Below are 13,905 nucleotides of genomic sequence, written 5' to 3' on the forward strand. Positions count from 1 at the left end.
GCCCATGACTAAATCTCGCTCACGACTGCTCGATCTGCTCCTACAATCGCCAGCCCACCGCATTGTCAGCCTGCCCGACGAAGATTACGGTCTGGCGGATGTTGAACCATTCCCTTTCCTGGCCATTGTCGGCCAGGAAGAGATGAAGCTGGCGCTCGTCCTGGCGGTGATTAACCCGCGGGTGGGCGGCGTGCTGCTGATTGGGCCGCGCGGCACGGCCAAAACAACGGCCGCTCGTTCGCTGACCGATTTGCTGCCCCAGGTGCAGCGCAGCCTGTGCGTCTACGGCTGCACCGAAGCGCTGCTGGACGAAGGCGGCATGGATGCCATCTGCGACGATTGCCGCCAGAAGGTGGGCTACGGCGAGCCGCTGACTATAGAAGACAGGGTGCGCATTCTGGAACTGCCCCTCAACGCCCGATTAGAAGACGTGGTCGGCGGCATCAACGAGCGCGTCGCTCTGGAGCAGCAGCGCGTGCGCCTGGAACGAGGCATTTTGGGCCACGCCGACGGCCATATCCTTTACATTGACGAAGTGAACCTGCTGCCAGACGAAATCACCGACGCCATTTTGGATGCGGCGGCACAGGGGCACTACACCGTGCGCCGCGGCCCGCTGAAGCTAAAATACCGCTCGCGCTTTTTGTTGATTGGCTCAATGAACCCGGAGGAGGGACGGCTGCGGCCGCAGTTGATGGACCGGTTTGGCCTGCGGGCGGTGGTGGGCGGCCTGACCGATGTGGCATTACGCTACCGGGCATATGAACAGGCCATCGCCTACCAGCACAACCCGGAAACATTTGCCGCGCTGTACGCCGATGGCACGTTGGCGCTGGCCGCCGAAATACAGCAGGCGCGCCAGCTTTTGCCCCAGGTGACCATTGGCGACGCGGCGCGGATATTGGGTGTACACATGGTGCAAAGCCTGCACATTGCCTCTAACCGGGCAGAAATCACGCTGTTTGAGGCAGCGCGGGCTTACGCGGCGGCCGACGCGCGGACGGAGGTGCTGCCGACCGACATTCAGGCGGTGGCAATGCTGGCGCTGCGCCAGCGGCAAAGTCCGGCCTTGGAGCAGTTTTTCGCCGAACAGAACCAGGAAGATGCGCTGTTGACGGCCGTTTTTGCCCAACACCAACCATGAACGATTCGCCAGCCCGACCCAGCCCGTCATTCCTGGTCATGTTGGGACTCACGGCCGTCTTCGTCGGCTATTTATCGGTCTGGCTGCCAGGTCCGGCGGTGGGGCTGCAATTTCTGGGCGTGGAACTGGGCGAATGGGTGAAGTTTTTGGGCGTGGGCCAAAAGCGCAACCTGTTTTACCTGCCGCCCATCACCCTGGGGCTGATGTTGGCGCTGTGGACGATGAGCTGGCCCAACGGCCGTTGGCAGACGTGGGCGGCGCGCGGGCTGGCGGTGCTGGTCAGCCTGTTGGCTTTCCCGGCCATCGAAGACGTGTTCGTGTTGGGCGCGGCACGGGAGCAGTACACCGGGCGCATTTATCTGATTGGTCTGGTGCTGGCGGTGGCTTTGTTCAGCGGATTGGCGGGACCTCTGGCAGCACGACGGCCGTGGCTGCCCTGGCTGTTGTTGGCCTTCGTCGGCCTGGTAGGCGCCATCGCGCCAACGTGGATGGTTGGACAGGTAGCGCCTTACGTCAGCCAGGTGATTGGGCTGCCGGTGGGTGTGGGCTGGGGAGTGTGGCTAAATGGGGTGGGGCATGGCTTGGTAACGGCCGTTGCCCTATGGCAGTTGTGGCTCAATCGGTAAAAACAGCCAAAGTGACAAAAACACGGATAGGGAGGAACACGGATGCTCATGCAGTGATCCGTATTCCTCCCTATCCGTGACCAGAACGAGGCTGCTGCGAATGAAGGTTATGACCGCATTCTTTCATCAATATAGGTAATCGCTTCGCCGACGGTAGTAATTTTCTGCGCTTCTTCGTCAGAAATCTCCCCGTTAAATTCTTCTTCAAAGGCCATGATTAGCTCAACCAGGTCCAAAGAATCAGCTTCCAAATCTTCGCGGAAACGGGCCGGGGGAACGACCTGGTCTTCTTCAACGCCCAGCAAATCAACGATGATGGCCGTTACGCGCTCTTGTGTGTCACTCATTTACCTTCTCTCCTTCATGTTCAGTTTCAAGATGAATGTTGAATTTTAGAGGCAACCGGATGGTTGTCAAGCGATAATTGTACCAGCGTTTGTGTGATCGCCGTAATAGAGAACACAGTTGGGTGGGGAAAGTTGCGACATACGGCCGTTTCCCCGTTGTATCACTACCCCGATTTCGGGTAAGATTTGAGGGAGTGGTACCCAAACGCTCATTCACGGCATACGAGGATAGCATGAATCTCCCACAAACCATCCACCACCTGCGCCACAACAGTCAGGCCATCCGCCTGCTGATCCAAGACCTGGACGACGACACTGCCCGCCGCAGACCAGACCCCGATTCCTGGTCGGTTCTGGACTGGGAAGCAGCCCGCGACGCGCCCTGGGGCAAATTTACCGCCGGCGATATGCTGGCCGCCTGGGTAGCCCACGACATCTTACACCTGCGCCAACTGGTAGAACTAAAATGGGCCAACACCGTCGTCGAATTACGGCCGTACATCGTCCAATACGCCGGAGAATGGTAACACTTATTCTCCATCACCTTACCCGCCGCCGTGCAATAAACATCAGTGCCCACAACCAACCCAATCCATGAACCCACTCGCCACCTTCCTCCCCCTCGACCGGCGCATTGCCCTGGCGGCCGACCGGCTAATGCCCGACCGTGTTCAAGGCGCGGCCCTGTTTGCCGACATCTCTGGCTTTACACCGCTAACGGCCGTTCTTGCCCAAGAACTGGGTCCCCACCGCGGCGCCGAAGAACTCATCCGCCAGCTCAATCGCGTCTACACCGACCTCATCACCCAGGTACACCACTTTCGTGGCAACGTCATCGGTTTTAGCGGCGACGCCATCACCTGCTGGTTCGACGACACAGACAGCGGCGACAGCGGCGCGGTAACTCTGGCCCTGGCCTGCGCCCTGGAATTGCAGCAGGTGATGGCCCGACTGGAAGCCATCCAAACCCCCGGCGGTGCGCGTATTCCCCTGAAGCTAAAAGTATCCCTGGCGGCCGGACCCGCCCGCCGCTTCCTGGTAGGCGACCCACAGCATTACGTGATGGAAGCGCTGGCCGGGTCCACCCTGGACCAGATGTCTGCCGCTGAAAAACTGGCCGCCCAGGGCGAAGTTGTGCTGACAGCCGCTGCCCTGGAACACCTGTCTGCCGCCCCAACCATCACCGCCTGGCGCAAGGATGAAGCCGGCCAGCGTTACGCCGTCGTCAACGGCATGGCGCAGATTGTCACCCCACCACCCCAACCGCCCATCCCGACCATCGCCGCCACCACCAGCCAGCCGTGGCTGCTGCCCCCCGTATTTGACCGCTTGCAGCAAAATTCCGACGATTTTCTGGCCGACTTGCGCCCGGCAGTGGTCCTGTTTCTGCGCTTCAGCGGCATAGATTACGATGGCGACGACGACGCCGGCGACAAGCTGGACGCCTTTATCCGCCATACCCAGGCCATCCTTAACTATTACGAAGGCTTTCTGATTCAGCTAACTATGGGCGACAAAGGCAGCTATCTATACATCACCTTTGGCGCACCCATCGCCCATGAGAACGACGCGGCGCGCGCGGCCGACGCGGTGCTGAAACTACGCGATCTGCCATCCCACTTCCCATTCTTGCGGCCGGTACAAATTGGCGTCAGCCTGGGTCTCATCCACAGCGGCGCCTGCGGCAGCCCCATTCGGCGCACCTTTGGCGTCATGGGCAAAGAGGTGAACATTGCGGCGCGGCTGATGACCACCGCCCAGCCAGGGCAAATCCTGGTATCGCCGCAGATGGCCGAGGCCATTCGGACTGCCTATGTGTTGGCCGAGCTGCCCCCGGTGCAGTTGAAGGGAGTGGCGGAGCCAATGGTTCTCTGGGACCTGCGTCAGCGCCGGGCTGACTCACCGACAATGCTGGCCAAACAAAGCGGCGCGCCCATGGTCGGGCGCGCCGCCGAACAGCAGCAGATGGCGCTGGCGCTGGCGCATTTGCGCGACGGCCGTTCCACCACCCTCTTGATTGAAGGACAGGCCGGCATTGGCAAGTCGCGCCTGGCGCAGGAACTCCTGAGCATGATAGACCACACAACCATACAAGCCCTGGTAGGCAGCGGCGACGCTGTTGAGCAATCCACGCCCTACCATGCCTGGCGGTTTATCTTTCAGCAGCTTTTCGCGCCAGAACCAAATGGCCTCAGGGCGCAGCGCAGCGCCAATTTACAGCAGCGGGTAACGGCCGTCTTAGACCCAGCCCTCCATGACCTGCTGCCCCTGCTAGAAGCAGTTCTACCGGTGGACCTACCAGATACCACCCTGACGGCGCAGTTGACCGGCGAAGCCCGCCAGGAAAACACACTGCGGCTGCTGGTGAACCTATTGGCAGCGGCCGTAGGCCAAAACCACCCGCTGCTCCTGATTGTGGAAGACGCCCACTGGCTGGATTCCGCTTCATGGCGGCTGCTGTGGCGGGTACAACGGCAGGTGCAGCCGCTGCTGTTGGTTGTCATCACCCGACCCTTTACCGAAGACCAGGATACGTCCATCTTTTACAACGACCTGAGCGAACTGCCGACCACCCAACGCATCACCCTGGATATGCTGCCCCTGGCGGCCATCAACGACCTGATTTGCCAACGGTTGGGGGTGAAAGAGCTGCCAACGGCCGTTACCGACCTGATCCACGCCAAAGCCGAAGGCCATCCTTTCTTCAGCGAAGAGCTGGCCTTTGCCCTGCGCGACGCCAGCCTCATCCAGATTGAAAATGGCACATGCTATCTGGCCGCCAACAGACAAAATTTCGACGCCCTCAACTTCCCCAACACCATCCAGGGGGTCATCACCAGCCGCATAGACCGCCTCTCGCCGCCGCAGCAACTTACCGTCAAGGTCGCCAGCGTCATCGGGCGTATTTTCACCTTCACGCTGCTGCATAACATCTACCCAATTGCCGCCCAAGAAGAGCAGCTGCACCAACACCTGGACCAACTGGAACGTCTGGGCATCACACCACTGGAGACGCCACCACCCAATCTGGCCTACATCTTTAAGCATCTGGTGACCCAGGAAGTGGTCTACAATTTGATGACCTACGCCCAGCGCCAACAACTGCACCAGCGCACCGCCGCCTGGTACGAGCAAACCCAAAGCGGCGACCTGGCCCGCTTTTATCCGCTGCTGGCTTACCACTGGCGGCTGGCCGGCGCGGACGAAAAGGCAGTGGCTTATTACGAAAAAGCGGGCGAGAACGCCTTCCGCGATTATGCCAATCAGGAAGCCATTCGCTTTTTTACGCAGGCGCTGGAGCTGAGTGGGGCGGCTCATTCGCCGGTGCAGCACGCCCGCTGGCAGCGCCATCTGGGCGAAGCGGCCTATCGGCTGACGCTGATGGAAAAGAGCCAGAGCCATTATCTGGCAGCGCTGGAATTATTGGAACGGCCGTTACCGGCCACCCTCTTTCGCCGGCTGCCAGGCTTGCTGCATGAACTCGTCCGGCAAGTGCGCAGCTACCGTCAATACGGCCGTGCCCCCTTGCCCGTCGCCGACGAGACAGCGCAAAGCGCTTTGCTCGAAGCCGCTCGCGCCTACGATGGCGTTTCTGAGATTTATTACAACACCGGCGATTTTCTGACTACGTTTTACTGTGTCATGGCCGCCTTCAATCTGGCCGGGCAAGCGGGAATCTCGCCGGAGTTGGTGCGCGGTTACGCCAACATGTGCCCCACACTGGGCACAGTCTCGCTGCACAAGCTGGCGAACAGCTACCGGCAGCGCGCCCTGGCGCTGGCCGCCAGCCTGGACCACCTACCGACCACAGCCTACATTCAGATTCCCTTTTCTTCCTACAGCCTATGGGTGGGGGATTGGGCACGCGCCGAAGAGGAGATTGAGACAGCGTTGGCAATTTATGCCCGGTTGGGGGATTGGCGGCATTGGTGTGTGGCCGCCTGGCTCTGGCCGCAAGTAGCTCGGGGCCAGTCGGACCTGGAGCGGGAACAACAATTGTGGGCGGAACTGTACCAGGTGGCCCTGAGCAGCCAGGATGCCCGGCACCAGGTGCGCAGCCGCGGCGGGCAAATGTTTAGCTTCCTGGCATTGGGGCGTCAGGAAGAGGCTTTTGCCCGCGCCGACGCTGTTGGCGTTTTGCTGGCCGAAAATCCAGAGATGCAGCCGGTGGAAGAGCGGTTGTGGTACGCCATTCGCGCTGCCCGCGCCTTGCGGCAGGAGCAGTGGGCCGAAGCCCGCGCCCTGGCCCATGAACTGATAGCCGCCATCGGCCGCGCCCGCTTTAAGTTTGATCTGCTAGACGTGTTTGCCACCAGCGCCGAAGTTTTCCTGACGCTGTGGGAACGGAGCGAGGCCGACGCCCGCGAGGCCAGACAGGGCTGCCGGGTGCTGAACCAGTACGCCCGCACCTACCCCTTTGCCCGGCCTCTTGCCCAACAGTTCCAGGCGCGTTACAAGCGGCTGGCCGGGAGATGACAGCGTTTCCGTTTTCCGTCTACGGCTCACGGTTTACGGTTTACGCTCTGCGCCACGGATCAATGCCATCCTGCCGCGATTGGCGGTAAACGAGGAGCATGTAGCCCACATCAAATAGAAAGACAATGGCATAGAGGACGTTGACGACAGGGGTCTGGATGCCATCGGCCAGCATAAAGCCATAGGCGGCGACAGTTCCCAGCCACTTATTAGCGGCGATGTAGAAGGATTGTCCGTCCAGGCTGCCGCGCCGGAGGAGCATCACCACAAACAGCACGGACATGATCAGATTGAGGCCGAAGCCGGTGTAATAGCTGCCGCCCTGTATCTTCAGGGGAAGGAAGTCGGGCACATGCCCATCCACGACGACACCCCAGGCATTGCCAATCCAAAACTCCTGGATGAAGGTGTAGATGATTAAAAAGGCGGCAACCACGCCCCCCAGGACAATCCAGGTAAAATACTTTTTGACGAGGGGGTGGTGGAAGTAGCGACGGCCGTATTTCAGCACCGTGTATAAAATCACAAAGTCGAACAGCATCCAGATGAAGTTGCGCCCCTGGATGATGGCCGCCGGGCAAGAACTCCAACTGGCGGCGCAGCCACTTTCAATTCCCAGACCAAAAATAATCTCCCAGGCCAGGTTGCCACACAAGGCCACAATCGGCATTCCATAAGATTGATCTTTGAAACCGCGATAAATAATGAGGATGTAGGCGATTAGCCAGAAGACGCCGGATAACAGCGCCGTCGCCAAAAGCCAGAAATGGTTGCTGTCTAACATGAATCCTCCGTAGGCTGTGTTACTCTGGCTTCCCTAATTTGATCCACGATATCAGAGCCGCTAAATTGTGCCTTTGTTTTGCTAAAAACACAACGAGGATTTTGCCTGTATACCCGGCAAAAAACATGGGAGACCGGCTTTTATACCGGTCTCCCATTTGCAGCGAGGGGTGTGCGGCGTGGTGAGGGCAACTACCCTCAACCCGCAGCAGAAGCGTTTACGGCCGTACAGTCACCGGCAGGTACAGTTTGTAGACAGGTATTACCGCCGTCGTCGTCAGTGACAGGGTCTGGCTGATGGCTGGGTTATGGGCCGAGGTGACGGTAACGGCCGTTACCTTGCTGCTGCCATTCACGGCCGTGCCCGGAACGGCCACCGTCACTGTGGCGGTAAAGGATTGGCCCACCGCCAGCAGGCCGGTGTTGGCCGCCGACAGGGTGGCGTTCCAATCACCAGCCGCAGCGATGGCGAAGCTGTCCGGGGCATTGCCCTGGTTGGTGATGACGATCTGGTATGTGGCGCTCTGACCAGGGACGGCCGTCTGGCTTATCGTATCGGCCACCACGGCAACGGCCGCCGTTTGCGCCACCACTTCAAACGTCACCGGCACAAAAAGCACCGGGTTGTGCGCCTGATCGTTGTGTTGCAGGGCCAGCATCATGTGGTGCGCGCCAGGAGCCAGGTCGGCGGCGTCGAAAGTAAGGCTAAAGGATTGATCGGTATAGCCCAGAATTGTGCCCGTAACCGGCTCCGTGTTTACCCAGGGCACGTCTGTGTACACTGGTGAAGCCAACCAGTCCATGATATTCAGAGCAAAATCCCGGTTGTCGGCATAGTTGACAGACCAATCCTCGAATGTGTACGCGGCCACAACCACGATACGCCCTCCGTTTTCTTCCTGGGCTACCGCTACCGGTAAGGAACCAGATGGATCATAGAAGAGTACATCGGCATCAGGCGTAAAAGTAAAGGCATACTCTCCATAGCTAATAAAGACGGTGTTGATGCCTTCTGTGGTAGGATGTGGCAGGATATTTGTGGTGTCGCCATAGTAATAATAACAACAGGTATAGTCAATCTCGAACAACTGAGCCAGTTGAGAGGTGTTGGTCGTCCCACCGCCATAAAGGAAAATGGCGCCGCCTTGTTGCAGCCAGTCGGAAATGGCCGTCAGTTCGGCCGGCGACCAGTTTGTATAACCGCAGCAGGCCACCCACAGCACGTCATGGGGGGCCAACAAGGCCGGAGTGATGGGATTGCTGTAGTTCTCAACAACCACGCCGCCAGCAGCGGTAATGTCCTGGACCAACAGCGAGAAGTTAGACAGGCCGCTGCCACCACGAGAAACGTCAAACAGGATGCTTTTACCTTCCAAATCGTCGGCGGCCTCGCCCAACCGGGTGGGGGGGAGCATCTCGTTCCAGGCAAAGTTGAGTGGCACGGGGCCGGTGTTGGACAGGGTGAAGGAATGGGTGATGGACTGACCGGCAACGGCCGTTACCGTCACACTCTCTGGCAGCCCATCCAGGCGCGGCTGCGCCGGGACCAACGCCAGATTTTGCGTCAGCAGCCCACCGGCGGGAATGACAACTGTCACCGTTTCTGTCACATAGCCAGGGGCAAAAGCGGTCAACGTGTACGTACCGGCGTCGGCCCAGATGTCGAAGGTGGGATCGGCCGTCATCGTGTACACGCCCTGGAGCTGCACGGTCGCCGTCAGCGGGCTGCCCGTCCAGGCATCGCTGATGGCCCCAGCGACGTGCCCCATAACGGCCGTCGGCAGCACTTCCATGCTCACCGGCAAAACCTGGGTAGGCGTGTAAAGATCATTGGTGCGCACGATGAGATCGGCCGTGTACAGCCCTGGTTGCCGCCCTGTGGCATCCAGCGTCACCGCTGCGTCCAACGCATCATAACCGGGGACCGTCCCTGTTACCGGGGTTGTGGTCAGCCAGGGCACATCGCCACCGGACCACTGCACCGCGTTAGCCAGGATGCGGGCCATGTCGTCGTTGTAGCTGTAATAATCAAACCCAATGACGGCGATGTGCCCGGCGGCTATATCTTTGCCCATGACGGCCGTGCTGTTGGAATTTGGCGCCTTAACCACAGGTTCCCCATCATTCACCAGATAAAGAGCCAGCCCATCCAGGCCGATGAAAGTTGGGGGCACGTTTTCAACCAACGGATGCGCGCCGTTGACCACTTCTAGCGTGTTGCCACCGGTGCAGTAATCCAGCTGCATATCCACCAAACCGGCGCCCTGCAAAAGCTGGAAAGTCTCATTGCAGTGATCCAGCAGGACAATCGTACCCCCTTGGTTAACAAAGGTTTGCAGCGCATTAGCCCATGTTTGCCCCAGGCTAAACAGATAACCGCCACTGGCGCCTTCCTGTTCGGGGATCAGGAAAACATCGGCCGTTGCCAGCAGCGCCGCCAATATCACCGGGTTTTCGGTATCTGTTTCCGTCAGGTTAAAGGTAGTGAATTGGGCGATGGCGTTGAGCGAATTGGTATATTCCCAATAATAATCGGTGTAGAGTGTCCAGGCCAGCAGGTTGGTACTCCCTTGCAGCGCGGCAAAAGCCTCGGCGGGGATGGCGGCGATGGTGGGCGCGCCGGTATTGTGTTCATCCCCGGCAGGTTTTGCGCTTTGCAGCGCGGCCATCTCGCCTGCGCTGCGGGTGAAGGGGGCCAGCAGCGCCAGCCCGGAAGTTGTGTCTCGCTCGCCGATGGCGAAGGTCATCACCGCCGGGCCGCCGTTGCTCAAGGTCATCGTCTCGTCGGTGACGCTGCCGACGTATTGGCTGATGCTGATGCTGGCGGGCGAGAGGCCAAACACCGGCGCGTCTTCCACCAGAGCGACGTTCAGCTCTGTGCTTTGTTGGGCAGTGATGACGACGGGATGCTGCTGCGACACATAGCCGTCGTTGGCGACGTGCAGGTCATAGCTGCCGGCTTCCAGCCAGAGCTTGTAATAGCCATTGGCGGCGGCCGTGATGGTGTAGGGCTGCCCCTGGGCGATGATGGTAGCTGGCAGCGGCGTGCCAAAACGATAGTCAGTGACGTACCCTTCTACCCAGCCCATGCTGGCGGTAGGTTCGACTGTCAACGCCACCGGCACAGATTTATAGGCGTTGGTCGGGTCGTTGTTGCGGACGCGGATGGACGCCGGGTAGAGGCCGGGTTGCAGGTTGCTGCTGTCGTAGGTGACGCTAATCTCGGCGCTGCTGTTGCTAACCAGTTCGCCGTCAACAGGTGATACGACCAACCAATTGTACTGCCCCGATGAACCAATGACACCGTGCCCCACTTCAGGAACCCACTCCGTTGGTCCAAAGAAGTCGCCGAGGACCATGGCAACGTTCATGTTGCCATCATCGTTGTTGAGCATGGCGAGCGGGATAGTGAACAGGAGGGTGTTGGCTGTGTACACCGGTGCGAGGCTGCCAACGTACCCACTGCTGATGGAGTAAACCTCCAGATTGTTGGGTGCGTTGAAAAGAGAGACATAATATTCCAACCCTACATCCTGGCTAGAGAGTCCAGAAAAATTAGTGGGGCTTGCGCCGGTATCTGCGTTTTGGTCGGTATCCAGGAAGATGTTGCCATACACATTTTGCGGGATGACGCCAGCGTTAAATAGGAGTTGCATGGTAACGGCCGTACCCGTATTTTCGGCCAGCACTTCCAGCACATCGGCCGGGCCACCGTCGCCGGGTGGATCGGTGAGGATGGGAACCAGGCTGGTGGGGGCAACGGCCGTTCCCGGCGCGGTGGTTGGTTCGGCCAAAGGCTGTGGCGCAGGGTTAGCCAGCAGCCATTCCGTCGGCCGGTCGGCCACCGACAACAGTTGGGTCGCGGCCGGTGTTGGCGGACTGTAAAAAACGCCAAAGTCATACGTCAGCGTGACGCCGTTGCCGTTGCTAATGGTGAGCGTTTGCGTCACCTGGCTGTTGACCAACTGCGTGCTGCTGAGGGAATCCGGGGCGACGCCCAACTGCGGCGCGGCATAAGCCTGGGTGTGAAGAACGGCCGTATCGCTGTACACCGTCGGGCTGACAACAGAGACGGCCGTCACTGTCAGCGCATCGGTATCATACCAGGCCGCCCCGGCTGGAACCGTCACGGTGACGGCAAAATTGGCCGTTGCGCCTTGAGCAAGCGGGCCAAGCGTGGGGGTAGAAAGTTCGGCAGGCCAGGCTGCCCCGGCCAGCGACAGATCGAAGCTGTCGGTTTGCCCGGTTTCGTTGCGCAGGGTGGTGGTGTAGGTAACGGCCGTGCCCAGCGCCGCATCCTTCCGCTGCACCGATGGGTAAAGTATCGCTCCCGTACTGACTGTTTGCGGGCACAGGGCAATGCCCATAGCAAAACTGGGTACGTGCAGATTATCCACCGTGTAAGTGGCGGCGTCTATGATGGGCACAAAGTTTAGCCCACTGGCAGCGTAGACGTAACGGCCGTCGCAGGTGACGGCCATTTCCCTGAGCGACCCTGGCATATAGATGGGCGCAGCCACCAGGGTGGCTGTATCAATGGCGTAAATGAGGTTCGTATATTGCCCTCCCGCGTACAGCGTTGCACCATCCGGCGCAACGGAAAATCCGGTCAACCGCCCCAGGTCGGCATTGGTTGCCACGGTTGTGTTTGTGTTCAAATCCACCACAAACAGACCCGTCCCCAATCATCGCCCACATACAGCCATTGGCCGTCTGGCGCTATGGCCATGTCTCTGGGATGAGCTTCCAAATCGATGCTATTTACGACAGTAAACGTGGCCGCATCCAGAACCAAAATCTCATTGTTGTCGGTAGAGATGTATATCAGGTCCAGGAAAGGATGGGAAACCAGGTTGTAGGCAACGCTGTTGATAGGAATAACCAGTTGGAAGAAGTTGGTTGTATTCACCACCACAACCTCATAGCTGTACCCCTTGCTGATAAAGGCGTACTGTCCATCCCGGCTAAATGTGATGTCGTTTGGGCTATAAATGGAACCAATGACATGAGACACGGTTTGCGTTGCGGTGTCTATGATGGCCACATTGTTGGAATAGACGCAAGCCACGTAGACGCTGCTGCCGCTGGGATTCATGGCGGCACGTTGGGGATAGGTGCAGCTGCTGCCGCCCACATCAATGGTGTGTAGGAAGGCGGCGTTGGCGGTATCCACCACAGCTACCTGGTTGGCGCCTGAAAGTGTGATATAGGCCAGTTCGCCGGTGACGTGGGTGGTGAGTGTGGCGCTGTTGTTGATGGTAGGGCTGGTTACGGCCGTTGCCTGAATGGTAACAACGTCGTCCGCGCCAGGGCTGGCTCCTGGTGGGGTGGTGGCGTGGACCTCGAACGCAAAAGTTTCCAGGTCCGCCAACAGGGTGGTGCGCGTAATCTGGCTGCCATTGTGCCAGAAGGAGACAGGCCAGGCATTGCCAGCCGCGCTCAGATCGAAAGTGGCGCTGTCCATGGTCCAGTTGGTGAGGGTCTGGCTGTAGACGGCCGTTTCCCCCGCGCCAACATACCCATCCTGAACAGCCGGCTCCAGATATACTGCCGGTTCGCGGCAAACCGCTATCTGGTATTCGTAAGAGACATACCCATTATAAGAAGATCTCTCGTCCATCTGCACGCGAATTTTGCTGTAGGTGGGCGGCATGAGGGTTTGGTGAACCAACAGCCCGCCTGGGCCGCTGGTTTGCTCGGCAATCACCTGCCAGGTATCGCTGTCCGGGTCGTAGCCAGAGATGATGGCGTTGAGCGGAAAATACGTTGGCTGAACATCAGCGTCTATGAGTAAATAAGCTGCCCGCTGCCCAGCGTAGGCATACGTGTCATCCAAAACATTTAAGTCTAGCCTTGACTCGCCGCGAAAGGCCAGATATGGGTCACAAATAACGGCCGTATCTATAACGGCCGTGCCGGTATACTGGGTGGTGGCGTCCGGCTGGGCAAGCACGGTCAGGCTGTCCATCTGCCCTTCGCCAATGCCCGGCGGAATGAGCACCGTGACGGTGATAGGCAGATAAGCGCCAGGCGTTAAGACGGCCGTCTGCATGGGCGAAACGGATGCGTCCCAGGTGTAACCGGGGGCGAGACTCAACGTAAAACTATGATCCACGCCGGTATTATTTTGCAACACGGCCGTGTGGGTCACCATTTCTTCCGGCCGTCCAAAACCGGCCTGGGCGTCCGGCGCAATGTCCACCGGCGCCGGATAGGCATTATCCGCTTCGGCCGCTGCCGGCGACTGCCATTCTGGGCCGGGTTGAGCGGCCGTAGGCAGCACCTGCCAAACCAGGACACACATCACCCCCAAGGCCAACAACAAGACAAAACCCGTCCAAATGATACGCTGTACCTGGCTTACCAATTTACTGTCCATGACTCACCTCCCCAAGTTCCTTTTGACATTTAAACCGATTGATCTGACATATAGGCGTCATTTGCATTAGCAAACAAAGATGTCGTCCGCTACCCACAAAGATACACAGGGAGCAGCGTCGCTCTGGTTAACCTTGTGTTCTCCTTGTCC

8 protein-coding genes are annotated in these 13,905 nt (G+C 59.1%); 4 read left to right on the forward strand and 4 right to left on the reverse strand.

Annotated elements, in window-relative coordinates:
- Positions 1–91 precede the first annotated feature (91 nt).
- Positions 92–1,144: an AAA family ATPase gene (locus IPM39_02125; protein ID MBK8984870.1), complete on the forward strand. Its 1,053-nt coding sequence runs from the start codon at positions 92–94 to the stop codon at positions 1,142–1,144.
- Positions 1,141–1,770, forward strand: a complete 630-nt coding sequence (locus tag IPM39_02130) for a hypothetical protein (protein MBK8984871.1) — start codon at positions 1,141–1,143, stop codon at positions 1,768–1,770. The genes IPM39_02125 and IPM39_02130 overlap by 4 nt, the downstream gene beginning before the upstream one ends.
- Positions 1,771–1,877: 107 nt before the next feature.
- Here the strand turns inward: IPM39_02130 and IPM39_02135 are convergent, their stop codons facing one another.
- Positions 1,878–2,117, reverse strand: coding sequence for an acyl carrier protein (locus tag IPM39_02135; protein ID MBK8984872.1), 240 nt, complete (start codon positions 2,115–2,117; stop codon positions 1,878–1,880).
- 233 nt (positions 2,118–2,350) lie between these two features.
- On the opposite strand from IPM39_02135, the gene IPM39_02140 reads away from it, so the two are divergent.
- Positions 2,351–2,644, forward strand: coding sequence for a hypothetical protein (locus tag IPM39_02140; GenBank protein ID MBK8984873.1), 294 nt, complete (start codon positions 2,351–2,353; stop codon positions 2,642–2,644).
- A 67-nt stretch (positions 2,645–2,711) separates the two neighbouring features.
- Positions 2,712–6,593: an AAA family ATPase gene (locus tag IPM39_02145; GenBank protein MBK8984874.1), complete on the forward strand. Its 3,882-nt coding sequence runs from the start codon at positions 2,712–2,714 to the stop codon at positions 6,591–6,593.
- A 40-nt stretch (positions 6,594–6,633) separates the two neighbouring features.
- On the opposite strand, the gene IPM39_02150 is transcribed toward IPM39_02145, so the two are convergent.
- From IPM39_02150 to IPM39_02160, 3 genes are all read right to left on the reverse strand, one after another.
- On the reverse strand, positions 6,634–7,377 hold the full coding sequence (locus tag IPM39_02150) for a hypothetical protein (GenBank protein MBK8984875.1): 744 nt from the start codon (positions 7,375–7,377) through the stop codon (positions 6,634–6,636).
- A gap of 217 nt (positions 7,378–7,594) precedes the next feature.
- Positions 7,595–12,034, reverse strand: a complete 4,440-nt coding sequence (locus tag IPM39_02155) for a carboxypeptidase regulatory-like domain-containing protein (protein MBK8984876.1) — start codon at positions 12,032–12,034, stop codon at positions 7,595–7,597.
- On the reverse strand, positions 12,031–13,755 hold the full coding sequence (locus IPM39_02160; GenBank protein MBK8984877.1) for a YncE family protein: 1,725 nt from the start codon (positions 13,753–13,755) through the stop codon (positions 12,031–12,033). The genes IPM39_02155 and IPM39_02160 overlap by 4 nt, the downstream gene beginning before the upstream one ends.
- Positions 13,756–13,905 lie beyond the last annotated feature (150 nt).

The sequence above is a fragment of the Candidatus Leptovillus gracilis genome, from assembly GCA_016716065.1.
GTDB classification, from domain to species: domain Bacteria; phylum Chloroflexota; class Anaerolineae; order Promineifilales; family Promineifilaceae; genus Leptovillus; species Leptovillus gracilis.

Coding starts and splice junctions, on each gene's coding strand:
- IPM39_02160 (MBK8984877.1), bottom strand. CDS start 13,755: ATGGACAGTAAATTGGTAAGCCAGGTACAGCGTATCATTTGGACGGGT.
- IPM39_02135 (MBK8984872.1), bottom strand. CDS start 2,117: ATGAGTGACACACAAGAGCGCGTAACGGCCATCATCGTTGATTTGCTG.
- IPM39_02150 (MBK8984875.1), bottom strand. CDS start 7,377: ATGTTAGACAGCAACCATTTCTGGCTTTTGGCGACGGCGCTGTTATCC.
- IPM39_02145 (MBK8984874.1), top strand. CDS start 2,712: ATGAACCCACTCGCCACCTTCCTCCCCCTCGACCGGCGCATTGCCCTG.
- IPM39_02130 (MBK8984871.1), top strand. CDS start 1,141: ATGAACGATTCGCCAGCCCGACCCAGCCCGTCATTCCTGGTCATGTTG.
- IPM39_02140 (MBK8984873.1), top strand. CDS start 2,351: ATGAATCTCCCACAAACCATCCACCACCTGCGCCACAACAGTCAGGCC.